The sequence below is a fragment of the Amycolatopsis sp. NPDC024027 genome (assembly GCF_040638975.1).
Classification (GTDB): domain Bacteria; phylum Actinomycetota; class Actinomycetes; order Mycobacteriales; family Pseudonocardiaceae; genus Amycolatopsis.
The window spans coordinates 230,522-243,837 of sequence record NZ_JBEZYY010000005.1; the positions used below are offsets into that span (position 1 = coordinate 230,522).

General features: G+C 73.0%; 17 protein-coding genes. 4 read left to right on the plus strand and 13 right to left on the minus strand.

Annotation, left to right across the window (positions count from 1 at the left end; genetic code table 11):
- Nucleotide 1: 1 nt before the first annotated feature.
- Genes AB0F52_RS15450 through AB0F52_RS15460 form a run of 3 tightly spaced genes read right to left on the minus strand, consistent with a single transcriptional unit; the run spans nt 2 to nt 1,852 of the window.
- The gene (locus tag AB0F52_RS15450) at nt 2–436 is read right to left on the minus strand and encodes an SRPBCC family protein (RefSeq protein ID WP_360170192.1); all 435 of its coding nucleotides are present in this window, start codon (nt 434–436) and stop codon (nt 2–4) included.
- Nucleotides 433–780 (minus strand): metalloregulator ArsR/SmtB family transcription factor, encoded by a 348-nt coding sequence (locus AB0F52_RS15455; RefSeq protein ID WP_360170195.1) that lies wholly within the window; start codon nt 778–780, stop codon nt 433–435. Before AB0F52_RS15455 ends, AB0F52_RS15450 begins: the two co-directional genes overlap by 4 nt.
- Nucleotides 781–784: 4 nt before the next feature.
- Entirely contained in the window at nt 785–1,852 is a 1,068-nt protein-coding gene (locus tag AB0F52_RS15460) for a hypothetical protein (protein ID WP_360170198.1), read from the minus strand.
- Nucleotides 1,853–2,044: 192 nt separating this feature from the next.
- Here AB0F52_RS15460 and AB0F52_RS15465 point away from each other — a divergent pair, with 192 nt between their 5' ends.
- Nucleotides 2,045–4,720, plus strand: a complete 2,676-nt coding sequence (locus AB0F52_RS15465) for a P-loop NTPase fold protein (RefSeq protein ID WP_360170201.1) — start codon at nt 2,045–2,047, stop codon at nt 4,718–4,720.
- Here AB0F52_RS15465 and AB0F52_RS15470 read toward each other — a convergent pair.
- Both AB0F52_RS15470 and AB0F52_RS15475 read right to left on the minus strand, forming a co-directional pair.
- The gene (locus AB0F52_RS15470; protein ID WP_360170204.1) at nt 4,693–5,919 is read right to left on the minus strand and encodes an RNA polymerase sigma factor; all 1,227 of its coding nucleotides are present in this window, start codon (nt 5,917–5,919) and stop codon (nt 4,693–4,695) included. The genes AB0F52_RS15465 and AB0F52_RS15470 overlap by 28 nt on opposite strands.
- A complete protein-coding gene (locus AB0F52_RS15475; protein ID WP_360170207.1) occupies nt 5,916–6,260 on the minus strand; it encodes a YciI family protein in 345 nt (114 codons plus the stop codon). Before AB0F52_RS15475 ends, AB0F52_RS15470 begins: the two co-directional genes overlap by 4 nt.
- A gap of 185 nt (nt 6,261–6,445) precedes the next feature.
- On the opposite strand from AB0F52_RS15475, the gene AB0F52_RS15480 reads away from it, so the two are divergent.
- A complete protein-coding gene (locus AB0F52_RS15480) occupies nt 6,446–7,480 on the plus strand; it encodes a site-specific integrase (protein WP_360170210.1) in 1,035 nt (344 codons plus the stop codon).
- 12 nt (nt 7,481–7,492) lie between these two features.
- On the opposite strand, the gene AB0F52_RS15485 is transcribed toward AB0F52_RS15480, so the two are convergent.
- Nucleotides 7,493–7,657, minus strand: coding sequence for a hypothetical protein (locus AB0F52_RS15485; protein WP_360170213.1), 165 nt, complete (start codon nt 7,655–7,657; stop codon nt 7,493–7,495).
- Between the two features lie 25 nt (nt 7,658–7,682).
- Between AB0F52_RS15485 and AB0F52_RS15490 the strand changes: the two genes are divergently transcribed.
- Nucleotides 7,683–8,192, plus strand: coding sequence for a CGNR zinc finger domain-containing protein (locus AB0F52_RS15490; RefSeq protein ID WP_360170216.1), 510 nt, complete (start codon nt 7,683–7,685; stop codon nt 8,190–8,192).
- Nucleotides 8,193–8,271: 79 nt separating this feature from the next.
- Here AB0F52_RS15490 and AB0F52_RS15495 read toward each other — a convergent pair whose 3' ends face one another.
- The 3 genes from AB0F52_RS15495 to AB0F52_RS15505 all read right to left on the minus strand — a co-directional run bounded on the left by AB0F52_RS15495 (nt 8,272) and on the right by AB0F52_RS15505 (nt 10,684).
- Entirely contained in the window at nt 8,272–9,333 is a 1,062-nt protein-coding gene (locus tag AB0F52_RS15495) for a DUF1707 domain-containing protein (RefSeq protein WP_360170219.1), read from the minus strand.
- A gap of 30 nt (nt 9,334–9,363) precedes the next feature.
- On the minus strand, nt 9,364–10,038 hold the full coding sequence (locus AB0F52_RS15500; RefSeq protein ID WP_360170222.1) for a class I SAM-dependent methyltransferase: 675 nt from the start codon (nt 10,036–10,038) through the stop codon (nt 9,364–9,366).
- Nucleotides 10,039–10,108: 70 nt separating this feature from the next.
- Nucleotides 10,109–10,684, minus strand: a complete 576-nt coding sequence (locus AB0F52_RS15505) for a dihydrofolate reductase family protein (protein ID WP_360170225.1) — start codon at nt 10,682–10,684, stop codon at nt 10,109–10,111.
- 108 nt (nt 10,685–10,792) lie between these two features.
- On the opposite strand from AB0F52_RS15505, the gene AB0F52_RS15510 reads away from it, so the two are divergent.
- Entirely contained in the window at nt 10,793–11,569 is a 777-nt protein-coding gene (locus AB0F52_RS15510) for an SGNH/GDSL hydrolase family protein (protein ID WP_360170228.1), read from the plus strand.
- Here the strand turns inward: AB0F52_RS15510 and AB0F52_RS15515 are convergent.
- From AB0F52_RS15515 to AB0F52_RS15530, 4 genes are read right to left on the minus strand one after another with little or no spacing between them, the layout of a single operon-like run.
- Nucleotides 11,549–12,154: a TetR/AcrR family transcriptional regulator gene (locus AB0F52_RS15515; protein WP_360170231.1), complete on the minus strand. Its 606-nt coding sequence runs from the start codon at nt 12,152–12,154 to the stop codon at nt 11,549–11,551. The two genes, AB0F52_RS15510 and AB0F52_RS15515, sit on opposite strands and share 21 nt — an antisense overlap.
- Nucleotides 12,138–12,611: an SRPBCC domain-containing protein gene (locus AB0F52_RS15520; RefSeq protein ID WP_360170234.1), complete on the minus strand. Its 474-nt coding sequence runs from the start codon at nt 12,609–12,611 to the stop codon at nt 12,138–12,140. Before AB0F52_RS15520 ends, AB0F52_RS15515 begins: the two co-directional genes overlap by 17 nt.
- Nucleotides 12,608–12,928 (minus strand): metalloregulator ArsR/SmtB family transcription factor, encoded by a 321-nt coding sequence (locus AB0F52_RS15525; protein ID WP_360170237.1) that lies wholly within the window; start codon nt 12,926–12,928, stop codon nt 12,608–12,610. The genes AB0F52_RS15520 and AB0F52_RS15525 overlap by 4 nt, the downstream gene beginning before the upstream one ends.
- Nucleotides 12,928–13,314: a VOC family protein gene (locus AB0F52_RS15530; RefSeq protein ID WP_360170240.1), complete on the minus strand. Its 387-nt coding sequence runs from the start codon at nt 13,312–13,314 to the stop codon at nt 12,928–12,930. Before AB0F52_RS15530 ends, AB0F52_RS15525 begins: the two co-directional genes overlap by 1 nt.
- Nucleotides 13,315–13,316 lie beyond the last annotated feature (2 nt).

The window sequence follows — 13,316 nt, forward strand, 5'->3', positions numbered from 1 at the left end:
GTTACGACTCCAGTTCCTTGCCCAGCTTCGCCAGCCAGTCACTCGTGCCCTGCTCCCGCCACTCCGGCTTCTCGGCGCCGTCGAGGAAGGTGTCCTGCTCGGTGAGCACCAGCCGGGTGCCGTCACCTTCCTCGAACAGCTCCACCGTCGTGGTCGAGACGGTCGCGAGCGAGCCGTCGCCGGTGAGCGTGCCGGAGAAGACGATCCGTCGCTGGGGCACGATGTCGTGGTAGGTCGCGGCGAAGCTCAGCGGGCCGCCGCCGGGGGTGCGGCCCTCGATGGTTTCCCGGCCGCCGACGCGGAAGTCCAGCTCGTGCGCACCCGTGGAGACGAACCAGCGTTGCTTCGCCACCGGATCCGACCAGGCGGCGAACACCCGCTCCGGAGGCACCGGGTAGGTGCGTTCGAGGCTGAACGTGTTGTGCAGGACGGTCATGACGGGTTCCCTTCCGTGGTCTCCGGGCCGGTGAGGAAGTCGCCGAGCCGGTCGAGCTTGCTCTCCCACGCGGTGCGCTGCCGGCCCAGCCAGTGCTCGGCCGCCCGCAGTGCCTCCGGTTCGATCCGGCAGGTGCGGACGCGGCCGACCTTTTCCGACCGCACGATCCCGGCGCTCTCGAGCACCTGCAGGTGCTGCACGACGGCGGCGAGCGACATGGTCAGCGGCTCGGCCAGCTCGCTGACCGACGCCGGACCGCGCACGAGCCGCTCCACCAAGCTGCGCCGCGTCCGGTCACCCAGAGCGCGGAACACGAGGTCGAGCGTCTCCTCATGGTTAAGCATGTACTTAAGTTAACTCCGGCGGATCCAGTCGGTCAAGTAACTGCTTAAGTATCTCGGGTGGCTCGGGGAGACCGCGCAAGGTCGTGAGCACCCCGGCCAGTTCCCGTTCGGCGGCATCCGTCCGGCTCAGGACGGCTCGCAGCTCGGCGCCGAGGTTCGTCGTGGTTTCGTGCATCGACCGGACTGTCTCTTCGTGCGCTGCCTGCAGTTCGGCCAGCCGCTGGTCGAAGCCGGCCCGTAGGCGCTCGGCTTCCGCGCGGGCCCGGTCGAGCGCCGCTTCCTGAGCCGCGACGGCCCGGGCGTGGTCTTCGCGGGCGGCGTCGAACCGTTCCTGGACGGCATCGGCGCGGGTTTCGGCCGCCTCCGCCCGCACCGCGGCGGCCTGACCGCGGCCGCGTTCCTCCTCCAGCGCGGTCCGGGCGGCGGCCAGTTCGGCGGTCAGCGTGGCGATCACCGCGGCCCGTTCGCCGGCCAGCGCCGCGGAAGCATCGGCCCGATCGGCGACGCGGGCGAGCTCGTCCCGCACCGCGGCCAGCTGTCCTTCGGCCCGCTGCTGCTCCTGGACCGCGGCACGCCGGGCGGCAAGCTCCTCGTCTCGCTCCCGCAGCGCAGCCGCCCTGTCCTTCTCCGCCGCGGTAGCCGCGGCGACGGCCGTCTCGGCCGTTTCCCGGGCCTGGGCGGCTTCGGCCTCCGCGCGGCCACGGTGCAGGCGGTGCTCATCGGCCTCGGTCACGGCCGCATCCCGTTCGGCCAGCGCGGTCGCCGTCGTCGCCTCGAGCTGGTGGCGCAGCGTCGTGAGCGTCTCGACGAGCCCGCGAGCCGGTTCGAGCACCCGGTCGACCTGGCCGGCCAGCGCCGTGACGGCCGTGTCGTCCAGCTCGGTGTCGCTCTCCCGCAGCGACTCGGCGTCCGACAGCACCGCCTCGGCGTCGCGGCAGCTGAGGTTGCGCCGCCCCCAGATTTTGCCGTCCTGGCAGAACCGCGCGCGACTGCCCCGGCCCACCGCGGGTGGCAGCGCGGCTCCACACCTCCGGTACTCGCACACGCGGACCTGACCTGCGTCTTCCGTCATGATCGACAGCCTACTTTAGCTTCTGATTAGAACTAAAAGTAGCTGTTCAAAATTAGAAGATTAGTCAGCCTGGGCTTGAGTTTGGATAAGGTCACATATCGCAACTCAGGACAACGGCTGAGCCCCGGGAGTGACGACGAAGGACGGATGGGCGAGTCTGGAACTGTGCACCCCTCTCAGCACCCCCCGGTGATGACCCAGCTGCGGACCATCGACGGCGTCACCTACAGCGTCGCGCTGACCCACCGGCCCTGGGAGCTGCCGGTGGACGCCCTGGTCGTCTCCGTCGGCGCGACCCTGGGTCAAGTCGCCGAAGCCGTGGTGCAGGAGTTCCCCGACGCGGACTGGGCTTCGATCCCCCTCGGCCAGGTCGAGCCCGACGCGCCGGGCGTGCTCCACCTGGACGGGCAGAGCGGTGAACTCCAGCTGCGCTGGGTCCTGCTGGCGACGCCGCACGCCGCCGACCAGCGCAGTGCGCCGCCGACCGGGACGGCGGTCGCCATGGCCGCGATGACCGCGATCGCCGCCGCCGCCAGGGCCGGGGCCAAGTCCATCGCCCTGCCGCTGTTCGCCACCGGGCAGCTGGGGATGGCCCCGCAGGCCGCGGCCGACGCCTTGATCGAGGGGGCGCTCGCCGCGCACACGGCCGTATCGCGGGTGATCTTCTTCTCCCGCCGGGAGGACCAGGCGAACGTCATCGCCGAGCAGTGGGAGGGCGCCCAGATCCCCCGGCGCGCCACCGTCGCCGGGTTCTCCCCCGACCAGCTCGCCGGCGGCCTGACGAAGGACCTCGTCGACCCCAACGAATGCATCCCGCTGACGCGCGACCACCTCGGCGTCAAGCCCTACGTCTCCATGCTGGCCACGGTGATCGCCGCGAAGGACACGCCGTTGCCGCTGTCGATCGGGGTGTTCGGCGAGTGGGGCGCCGGGAAGAGCTTCTTCATGGGCCTGCTGCGCGGCCAGGTCAAGGACCTGGAAGGCGCACCCGGGCAGTGCCGGAAGATCGCGCAGGTCGGGTTCAACGCCTGGCACTACGCCGACGCCAACCTCTGGGCCAGCCTCGGCGACGAGATCTTCCGCCAGCTCGCCGAACCCGTCCGGCAGCCGGGCGAGCCCGACGCCGAGCACCAGGCACGGTTGCGCGAAGGCGCCCGGCTGCGTGACCGGCTCGCCGGCGAACTCGAGCAGCGCAAACAGCTGACCGCGGTGACCGAGCGCGCCCAGGCCGAGGCCGCCGCGCTCAAGCGCAAGATCGGCGAAGCCCGCAACAGCCGCCGGACGCGGGCCCTCGACCTGGTCCGGGCCTTGGGGAAGTCACCGGCGTTCCGGGAGCAGTGCGCCGACGTGTGGCGGAAGCTCGGTGTCGGCGACGTGGCCGAGCAAGGCCGGCTGCTGGCCGGTGAACTGCGGGAGACCCGGGAGGAAACCGAAGAGCTGAGCCGGATCTCGCGCTACCGCCAGGGCCGGACCGCCCTCGTCGTCGCGGGGATCGTGCTGCTGGCCGGGGCGGGTCTCACGGCGTTCGTCCCGGACGTCCGCAGCTGGCTGATCGGCGTCGGTGCGGTGGCCGGCGCCCTCACCACCGCCGGGCTCACGCTGGTGCGGGCCGCGCGCGGCGGGCTGCGGCGGCTGCGGACCCTCGCGGAAGACCTGCAGAACGGCCTCGACGACGTCGCACGCCGGGAGGTCGCCGCCCTGCGGCAGGCCGAGGCCGAGCAGCAGATCGCCGAACGGCAGCTGGAAGAGGTCGTCTCCCGGATCGGTGAGCTGGGCCGGCAGCTCACCGAGCTGACGCCGGGACGGCGGCTCTACGCCTTCCTCGCCGAACGCTCCCGCACCGACGACTACCAGGGCAACCTGGGGCTCATCTCCACCATCCGCAAGGACTTCGAGAAGCTCGTCGCGCTGATGACCACCGGCGGCGACGACGGGAACCGGCCGCTGGACCGGATCGTGCTCTACATCGACGACCTCGACCGCTGCAGCCCCCGCCAGGTCGTCGACGTGCTGCAGGCGGTGCACCTGCTGCTGGCGTTCGACCTGTTCGTGGTGGTCGTCGGCGTGGATCCGCGCTGGCTGCTGCGGTCGCTGAGCTCGCACTACGACCGGCTGATCGAGGCGGACCCCGTCCTGCGGGGCGACGGGTGGCACGTGACACCCGAGGACTACCTGGAGAAGATCCTCAACATCCCGCTGGTCCTGCCCCGGATGCCCGCCGGCAGTCTCCGGCAACTGCTGGACGGGATGGTCGAACCCCCGGCTCCCACGCCGGCCCCGGCGGCGGAACCGGAACCGGCGGCCACCTGGGACCGCCCGGTCACCGACCTGCCCGTGGAGCCCGGCTCGCAGGTGGCCGCGCAGCTGGACCCGGCCGAGCCGCCCGCGAAACCGCGTCCCCTCACCGAGCCGGAGATCGCTCTGCTCGCGCGCTTGGACCAGCTGGTCGACACCCCCCGGGACGCGAAGCGCCTGATCAACCTCTACCGGATGCTGCGCGCGACGCGGGACCTTTCGGAGGCGTCCGCCTTCCTCGACGGCGAGTTCGAAGCCGTCGTCGTGCTGCTCGGGACGTGCACCGCGCACGGGCGCCTGTTCGGCCGGTTCGCCGACGCGCTGCTCCGCCGGGCGCCGCAGACGCCGTGGACCGACTTCGTGGCGGACCTGCAGCCGGTGGAGAGCGACGAGCCGTGGCGCAGCCAGGCCGTCGGCCCGATCCCCGCCGGCGAGGTCGCACAGTGGGCGCACCTGCACCGCAGCCTGACCGAACTCGCACCGTCGATCACGCTGCCCGACCTCCGCGTCTTCCAGACCTGGGTTCCGCGCGTCCGCCGGTTCTCCTACGCCCTCTCACCCGGCGCGCTCTGACCGCACGCGGCCAGCTTGCCGCGCAGCAGATCACGCTCCGCGCGGTTGCCGGTGAGCTCGATCGCCGTCGTGTACGCCGCGGCCGCCTCGCCGCGCCGGCCCAGGCGCGCCAGCAGGTCCGCGCGGATCGCGTGGAACAGCGGGAACCGGTCGAGGCCGAGGTCCTCGACGAGGGCCAGCGCCGCGGCCGGGCCGTCGACCTCGGCGACCGCGACCGCCCGGTTCAGCGCCACCACCGGCGTCGGCATCGCGGCGAGCAGCTGGTCGTAGAGCGCCTTGACCTGCGACCAGTCGGTGGGCGCGTCACTGTGGACGGCCTGGATCGCCGCCTGGATCTGGTACGGGCCCGGCTGGTTGCGGCGCAGGCAGCGGCGGACGATGTCCTGCCCCTCGGCGATCAGGTCCGCGTCCCAGAGGGTCCGGTCCTGATCGGCCAGCAGCACCAGCGCACCGTCGGACGTGGTGCGCGCGGCGCGGCGCGACTGGATGAGCAGCATCAGCGCCAGCAAGCCCTGCACCTCCGGCTCGTCGGGCATCAGGCCGGCCAGGACACGGGTGAGCCGGATCGCCTCGCGGCACAGGTCGTCGCGGACCAGGTCCTCCCCCGCGCCGGCCGTGTACCCCTCGTTGAAGATCAGGTACAGCACGCCGAGCACCGCGGTCAGCCGCGCGGGCAGGTCGGCATCGCGCGGGACGCGGTACGGGATGCCGGCGTCGCGGATCTTGTTCTTCGCGCGGACGATCCGCTGGGCCATGGTCGGTTCGGCGACCAGGAAGGCGGCCGCGATCTCCGTGGTGGTCAGGCCGCCGAGCAGCCGCAGCGTCAGCGCGACCTGCGCCGGAAGGGCCAGCGCGGGGTGGCAGCAGGTGAAGATCAGCCGGAGCCGTTCGTCGGGCACGGCGCCCTCCTCCGCAGGCTCGGCTGTGACATTCGAAAGATTGGCGTGCAGCAGCGCCGCTTGGGCGTGTTTGCCCGCCCGCGCGGCCTCACGGCGCAGCCGGTCGATGGCCCGGTTGCGGGCGGTGGTGATGATCCAGCCCGCCGGGCTCGGCGGCAGCCCGGCCGAGGGCCACCGCCGGACCGCCTCGGCGAACGCGTCCTGCACGGCTTCCTCGGCGATGTCGATGTCGCCGAAGACCCGCACGAGAACCGACACCGCCCGGCCGTACTCGGCGGCGAAGACCGCCTCGACGCTCATCCGCGGAACGGCCGCACCTCGACCGGCAGCGGGGCGACGGCGTCGGCGAGCCGGCCACCCCAGGCGAGGGCGGCGTCGAGATCGGGCGCGGTGATGATCGTGAACCCGCCGAGGTGCTCCTTCCCCTCGGCGTAGGGGCCGTCGGTGACGAGGGGGCCGCCGTCGCCGGCCCGCAGCACGGTCGCGGTCGACGGCGGGTACAGCCCACCGGCGAACACCCACGCCCCGGCGGCTTTGAGATCGGCGTTGAGGGTGTCGAGCTTCTCGGCGATGCCGTCGAGCACCTCCGGCGGCGGGGCCGGGCCGTCGGGCTGGTAAATGCTGAGCAGGTACTGCTTCACGTCGTCCTCCTCGGGATCGGGCCGTCACCGCTCAGACGAACGCGCCGGGGGCGGATCGACAGTGTTCCCCCCAGGATTTTCCCCGGACGTCGCCAGGTTGTCAGACGCTGGAACGTGCCAACGCGGTGGCCGACGCCCTGGGCCGGTTCCCGCCCGCGGAGATCGACATCCCGTAACCTCGGCGCGTGCCCGACCTGGAACCGGTGATCGACGCCGCACTCAGCCCGCAGGAGCGGCTGGCGCTGCTGGACGCCGCGGCCGCCCGGCACGTCGACGAGCAGCGGCCGCCGAACACGCTCAAGGCCTACGCCCAGGACTGGCAGGTGTGGCAGGACTACACCGCCGAAGCCGGGATCCCGCCGCTGTCGGCGTCGATCGGGGCGCTGACCGGGTTCGTCGTGTGGCTGGAACGGGGACGCACGCTGCGGCCCGGCGAACGGGCCGTGCCCGAGGTGCCCGAACGGGCCGCCCCGGCGGCGCCGTCGACGATCGAACGGCGGCTCACCGGGGCGCTGGCCGGGCTGCGGCACCACCAGGTCGTCGTCGATCCGGAGGCGAGCCGTGCGGCGTGGCGAGCGTTGAAGGGGTACCGGCAGCGTCTCGCCCGGGAAGGCGTCCAGCGCGGCCGCGGCAAGGCCACCATGGTCACCCTCGCCGACCTGCGGGCGATGTCACGAGCGTGCCCAGACACCCTCGCCGGCGCCCGCGACCGGGCGATGCTGCTGATCGGCTTCCCGATCGCCGCGCGCTGCTCCGATCTGGCGAACCTGCTGGTCACCGACGTGCAGCCGGTCGACGACCGGGGCCTGGCGGTGACGGTCCGGCACGGCAAGAGCACCGGCGACATGGTCGTCCCGCGGCGCGAGAGCCCCGACACCGACCCGGTCCGGGCGTGGCACGCGTGGCGGTCGGGCGCGGGGATCACCGAAGGGCCGGCGTTCCGCCGCGTCGACCGGCACGGCAACGTCGGCGAGCCCGCGCTCACCACGACCGGCGTCAACCAGATCCTCACCCGGGCCGGGGTCCGCGCGGGCCTGCCGTACCCGGTGACCGGCCACTCCCTGCGGTCCGGGTTCGCCACCGAGGCCCGCCGCGCCGGAGCCGACGACCTGGCGATCGCCGACCAGGGCCGCTGGGTACGCGGCAGCCGGGCGCTGTACGAGTACATCCGCCGTGTCGACCAGTGGAACGACAACGCGGCGGGCGCGCTCGACCTCTGAGCCACGGCCGAGTCACGGCGCGGATCGGGTGGCGCCGACGACTTCGCCGTCCCAGCGGGCGAGCCAGCTGCCGCAGAGGCAGCGCACGTAGTCGAGGCGGCGGGTGACGGGCTGGGACGCGGCCGCCGGGAGTTCGGCGAGCGGCCAGCCGCAGCGGGGGCATCGGTTCCGGTCCATGCCCCGATCGTGCTGTAATGACTCAGTGCACTTCAACCCTTACGGCGGTCCGGCGGCGCTGGTGGCCGCCGACCTGGTCAACGCCGGCTCCGCGAGCGAGCTCCTCGCCGGAATGGTCCGCAACGGCATAGCCATCCAGGCCCTGACCGACGGCGAAGCGGCCCTGATCGGCGCGTGGGCCGCCCGGCTGCGGCCGGTGTTCGCCGCGGACGCCGGCGCCCGCCCGGAGCTGGTCAACGAGCTGCTGGCCGAAGCGGCCTGCCGCCCGTACATCACCACCCACGACGGCAAGCCACCCCACTTGCACTACTCGGCCGAGGACGCGGGTCCGGTCGGCCGGGTCCGCGCGTACACCTCGGGCGGCCTGGCCCACCTGGTGTGCGAGGCCCCCGATCGGCTGGGCATCTGCGGCCGCGAAGGCTGCGAAACCGCGTACGTCGATACTTCGCGCAACGGCCGTCGGCGGTTCTGCTCGACGCGGTGTGCGACACGGGTGCACGTCGCCGAGCACCGGGCGCGGCAGGTCAGCGCTTAGGTCAGCGGGTGGACCGCCCGCCGCGCGCGGGTTCTCCGATAGTCCGAGGAGCTGGGTCCGGCCCGGAGTGCGACGGCTCCTACTTCGGCGTCCACTCGGCCGGATCCACGTCGACCCATGTCGCCGCCCGGCCGGGGAACGGTTCTACCCCCGGCGGGAACCGGTATTCGGCCTCGGGAGCGCTTTCCTCGTCGGCCGCGGTGGCGGTGCGGACGAGCCTTACCGCCAGCACGGCCAGCACGGCGGCCCCGGCGATCGCCGCGAGGATGGCCAAGACAGTGAACCCCAGCGACCCTAGGACGACCGCGCCGCCCACAGCGGGAATCGTGGCCAGCGTGCCGATCAGCGGGGTGACCCGGATGGCCCGAAGCGACCGCTTCCGGGCGGGAACTCCGATCGACGGCGACGGGGAGGCCGGAGCCGGCTCCGGCAGATCCGCCACCAGCCGCGTCAGCTCGTCGCGCAGCCGCGCCGCGTACACCGCGCGCACCCGCTCGTCGAACTCCGGCAGGTCGAGCACCCCCGCTTCGACGGCCTCGTGCAGCTGCGCGACCACGGCTTCCCGGTCGGCGTGGGAGGCCCGCGGCGACCGGGCCGGCCCCGCACCGGCGGGCAGGTCGGCCACCAGCGCGGCCAGCTGGGCGTCGGTGGCCGCCCGCCGGACCGCGGCCACGCGGTCGTGCTGTTCGGCCGGATCGAGCAGCCCGCCGGCGACCGCGGCCTCGATGCGGGCGATGGCCTGATCGCGTTCGGCGTGACTCGCCTTGGCGTCCAGGGTGCCGACCACGGCGTCGACGTCGGCGTACGTGACAGCCCGGTTGAGCAGTTCCTCGGCGTCGGCGTAGTCGGGCGCCGGCAGGCGTCCGTCGGTCAGGGCGCCGGCCAGCCGGACCAGTGCTCGCTCCCGGTCCGCGGCGGAGATCCGCAGACCCGGGCCGGTCCGGCGGGAACCCTCGGGCAGATCGGCGACGGCCGGTGTCAGGTCCTTCCGCACCCGGGCGGCCTGGACGAGCACCAGCCGCCGTTCGTACTCGGCCAGATCGAGCCGGCCTTCGCGCAACGCCGCATCCAATGTGCGGGTGGCCGCCCTGCGGGCGTCGTGGCCGATCCGGGCCTCCGGGCGGCGTGCATTGCCTGCCATCGCGGGAGCATAGCGAGCCGGATCGCCAGGTCAGCCGTTAGTTCGTTCGGCGTAAGGCTTTCTCGCGCGCCAGGCGAAGACCGTCGGTGTGGGTGCGCCGCCTTCGGCGAACCGCTCGAACACCAGGCCCGCGTCGAGGACCGCGTCCAGCAGCGCGGGCAGTGGCAGATGGGTGGCCCCGACCTTGTCCCGCAGGCCCTGGTCGGTCCACGACTCCATGGTCCAACCCGGTTCCCGGTAGCCGGGCCGGATGACGACGGCGTGGCCGTCGGTGCGGTCGGCGAAGCCGCCGCAGAAGCACGGGTGCACGCCGACGTGCACGAACATCCCGCCCGGCGCCAGGACGCGGGCCGCTTCGCGCAGTACCGCGGGGTAAGCGGGCATGTCGGTGTGGACCATGATCGCGACGACGGCGGGCAGTGCCCCGGTGGCGACCGGCAGCGCCGTGGCATCACCCCGCGCGACCGGCAACCGCGCGGCCGCGTGCCGCAGCATCCCGGCGGAGACGTCGACGCCGAGCGGGGTGCGGCCGAGCTCCCGGATCCGCCCGGCGTGGGCGCCGGTGCCGCAGCCCAGCTCGAGACACGGTCCCGTACCCGGCCCGAGCAACTCCCGCAGCGTCGGCCCGAACTCCAGCGGGTCCGCCCGCCAGCCGGGGACGAGCGTGGTTTCGTACCAGTCGGCGATCGCGTCGTAGTCGGTCACCCTTCCCGTGTACCGGGCCCCCGGCGCCGCGGTCCACGGATTCCGCGCCGGGCGGAACTCCCGGCGCCGGTCAACCGTGCCGGGCCGGCCGGTAGGTCAGCACCTGCGTGTCGCCGTCGAAAGTGCGGGCCTCGAGCAGCTCGAGGTCGAAGTCGGCCACGCCGTCGAAGACCCGGTCCACGCCGGTCTTGCCGGAGAGCACCGGGAACACCGTCACCTCGATGGCGTCGACCAGGCCGGCGTTCAGCAGCGCCCGGTTGAGGGTCAGGCTCCCGTGGGAGCGCAGGGGCACGTCGGACCCGGCCTTGAGACGCCTGACCGCCTCGACCGGGTCGCCGGGCTCGATCGTCGTGCCCGGCCAGTCGAGCGGCTCGGTCAGCCGGCTGGAGAGCACCGTCACCGGGGCGGCGAACATGCGCGTGATCCACTCGTCGAACCGGGCACGGTCGAAGCCCGGGGCCAGGAAGGGTGCGTTCGACGCGTAGGTCTTGGCGCCCAGCACCATGTGCAGGGGGTCGCGGTAGGCGGCGGCGCGGTGGGCGAGGAACTCGGGGCCCTGCTTGCCCCAGTAGCCACCCCAGTCGCCGCTGTGGTTGGCGAAGCCGTCGAGCGTGGAGAAGATGTCGAAGGTGTAGGTGGCGGTCATGGTGTCTCCTCGAGGAAGCGGGTGGCCTTTTACCCCTGCTACGAACACCACCGCCCCGATCCGACAGGCCTCCGGAATTTTCTTCCGCGGCTTGCCTACACTGGACACATGAGCAAGCGCTTAGTGACTTTGGGGGACTCGTTCACCGAAGGCGTCGGTGACGACGACCCCGCCGCTCCGAACGGGGTGCGCGGCTGGGCCGACCGCGTCGCCGAGCAGCTCGCCGCGCGCGAGCCCGCGTTCCGCTACGCCAACCTCGCCATCCGCGGCAAGCTGCTGCCGCAGATCCTGGGCGAGCAGCTCGAGCCCGCGCTGGCCATGGACCCCGACCTCGTCACCCTCTACGCCGGCGGCAACGACCTGATGCGGCCCAAGGTCGACATCGACGGGTTGATGACCGAGTACGAAGCGGCCGTCGCGAAGATCCGGGCGACCGGCGCCCGCCTGGTGCTGTTCACCGGCGTCGACGGCGTCGAGGACGCGCTGTTCCGCAAGATGCGCGGCCGGGTCGCCATCTACAACGAGTTCGTCCGCGCCATCGCCGCCCGCCACGACGCGCTGCTGGTGGACATGTGGGCCATGCGGCAGCTGCGCGACCGGCGGCTGTGGGCGCCGGACCGCCTGCACCTCAACGCGTACGGCCACACCGAGGTCGCCATCGCCGTGCTGGCCGCCCTCGGCGTCGAACACCCGCTGGCCGCGACCGAACTGGGTCCGCGCGAGGTGCTGAGCCCGGCCGCGCGCCGCAGCCAGAACCTCAAGTGGGCCCAGGAGCACGCGCTGCCGTGGGTGCGCCGCCGGCTGCGGGGCGAGTCCTCCGGCGACACGCTCACCGCGAAGCGCCCGGTGCTCGCGCCGGTGGAGTCAGCGCCGATCCCCCGCTGACGGGCGGAGCCCGTCGAAGAGGATTTCCCTGGCCCGGTCGCGCAGGGTCGCGTCCTGGCCGGCGTACTCGGCGGCCCGCGCGACGCCGATGATCACCGGGATCAGCTCGCCGACGACGAGGTCGGGCCGGACCGCGCCCGCCTGCTGCGCGCGCGAAAGCAGCACGCCGAGGGACGTCAGCAGCCGAGCGCCGATGTCGGACTTCGCCACCGGGACCGTGACCCCGGCCGCGGTGAGGGCCTGGAAGTAGGCGTTCTTCGCGCTCGACATCTCGACCCAGCTGGTGAGGAACGTGAAGAACGCGCTGCCCGGGTCGGCGGACTCCGCGGCCACCGCCGTCTCGGCCTCGTCGACGAACCGGCTCAGCCGGGCGAAGAGCACCGCTTCGAGCAACGCCTCCTTTGTCGGGAAGTGCCGGAACACCGTGCCGATGCCGACGCCGGCGACGCGCGCGACCTCCTCGGTCGGCGCTCCGGTGCCCTTGGCCGCGAACACGCTCTCGGCCGCCTCCAGCACGCGGGCCCGGTTGCGCCGGGCGTCGGCACGCAGCGGTTTCGACTCGGCGGGGTCAGCGGCTTGGGTCACCAGCCGATGGTAACGGGGCCGGATCGGGCAGCACGTCCAGCAACCGCGCCAGCGCCCGCGGGACGTGCGAGCGCCAGCCGCCGCCCATGATCCGGCGGGAGACGCGCTGGAACTCGTCGTCCGGGTCGAACCCTTCGTGGCTGAGGAACAGCCGGGTGCCGGTGCCCTCCGGTTCGAGCCGCCAGGTGACCGTCCACTGCGGACCCCAGCGGATGCTGAGCTTGCGCTCGGGCTCGACTTCCAGGACCTCGCACGCCACCGGGCCACCGGCGAACCCGGCCGCGGGCACCGGCTCGGCCAGCAGCTCGAAGCGGTGCCCCACCACGGGCTTGATGTCGTTGGGCATGTTCAGCCAGCGCTCGAGGAGCTCCGGCTCGGTCAGCGCGCGCCACACCTTGCGGGCCGGGTGGGCGAGGAACTGGTCGACGTGGACCGCCCTCGGGTCGTCGTCGGTCACCGGTCTTCCTCCTCGTCCAGCAGGTCGCGCAGGTTGGCGAGCTTGGTGCGCCAGAAGCGCTCGTACGGGGTCAGCCAGTCCGCGACTTCTTCCAGCGGGGCCGCGTCGAGGCGGTAGACGCGGTTGCGGCCCTGGCGCTGCTCGGTGACCAGGCCCGCCTCGCGAAGCACCCGCAGGTGTTCCGAGAGGCTGGGCCGGGCCATCTCGAACCGTTCCGCGATCGAGCCGGCGGCCATCGGGCCGTCGAGCAGCAGCCGCAGGACTTCGCGCCGCGCCGGGCTGGCCAGCGCGGCGAAGACGTCGTCGTTGACCGGCATCAGCGCGGCACGGCGCCGAAGTCCGACGGCTCGAGCAGGCCGATCGTGTGACCGTCGAGGTCGGTGAACGACGTCGCCCGGCCCCACGGCTGCGCCTGCGGCTCGGCGACCTCGACCCCGGCTGCGCGCAGCGCGGCGACATCGGAGTCGACGTCGGTGGTCTGCAGCTGGAAGTGCCGCGGACCCGGTTCGATTCCGGTGACCTGCTGATCGGTCAGGACCACGCCGGTCTTCGCCCCCTTCGGCGCGACCATCACGAACCGGCCGCCCTCGGGTGTGCGGCGGTCGACGAGCGCTTCGAAGCCGAGCTTGCCCACGTAGAAGTCCCGCGCGCGGGCGTGGTCGGCAACCGGCAGGGTCAGGAACTGCACGTGGGTGATCGTCATGC

Excerpts from the sequence above, each read along its gene's own strand:
- AB0F52_RS15505 (WP_360170225.1), bottom strand. The coding sequence starts at position 10,684 with ATGACCGCCACCTACACCTTCGACATCTTCTCCACGCTCGACGGCTTC.
- AB0F52_RS15495 (WP_360170219.1), bottom strand. The coding sequence starts at position 9,333 with ATGGCAGGCAATGCACGCCGCCCGGAGGCCCGGATCGGCCACGACGCC.
- AB0F52_RS15485 (WP_360170213.1), bottom strand. The coding sequence starts at position 7,657 with ATGGACCGGAACCGATGCCCCCGCTGCGGCTGGCCGCTCGCCGAACTC.
- AB0F52_RS15450 (WP_360170192.1), bottom strand. The coding sequence starts at position 436 with ATGACCGTCCTGCACAACACGTTCAGCCTCGAACGCACCTACCCGGTG.
- AB0F52_RS15510 (WP_360170228.1), top strand. The coding sequence starts at position 10,793 with ATGAGCAAGCGCTTAGTGACTTTGGGGGACTCGTTCACCGAAGGCGTC.
- AB0F52_RS15525 (WP_360170237.1), bottom strand. The coding sequence starts at position 12,928 with ATGCCGGTCAACGACGACGTCTTCGCCGCGCTGGCCAGCCCGGCGCGG.
- AB0F52_RS15460 (WP_360170198.1), bottom strand. The coding sequence starts at position 1,852 with ATGACGGAAGACGCAGGTCAGGTCCGCGTGTGCGAGTACCGGAGGTGT.
- AB0F52_RS15470 (WP_360170204.1), bottom strand. The coding sequence starts at position 5,919 with ATGAGCGTCGAGGCGGTCTTCGCCGCCGAGTACGGCCGGGCGGTGTCG.
- AB0F52_RS15530 (WP_360170240.1), bottom strand. The coding sequence starts at position 13,314 with ATGACGATCACCCACGTGCAGTTCCTGACCCTGCCGGTTGCCGACCAC.
- AB0F52_RS15455 (WP_360170195.1), bottom strand. The coding sequence starts at position 780 with ATGCTTAACCATGAGGAGACGCTCGACCTCGTGTTCCGCGCTCTGGGT.
- AB0F52_RS15465 (WP_360170201.1), top strand. The coding sequence starts at position 2,045 with ATGACCCAGCTGCGGACCATCGACGGCGTCACCTACAGCGTCGCGCTG.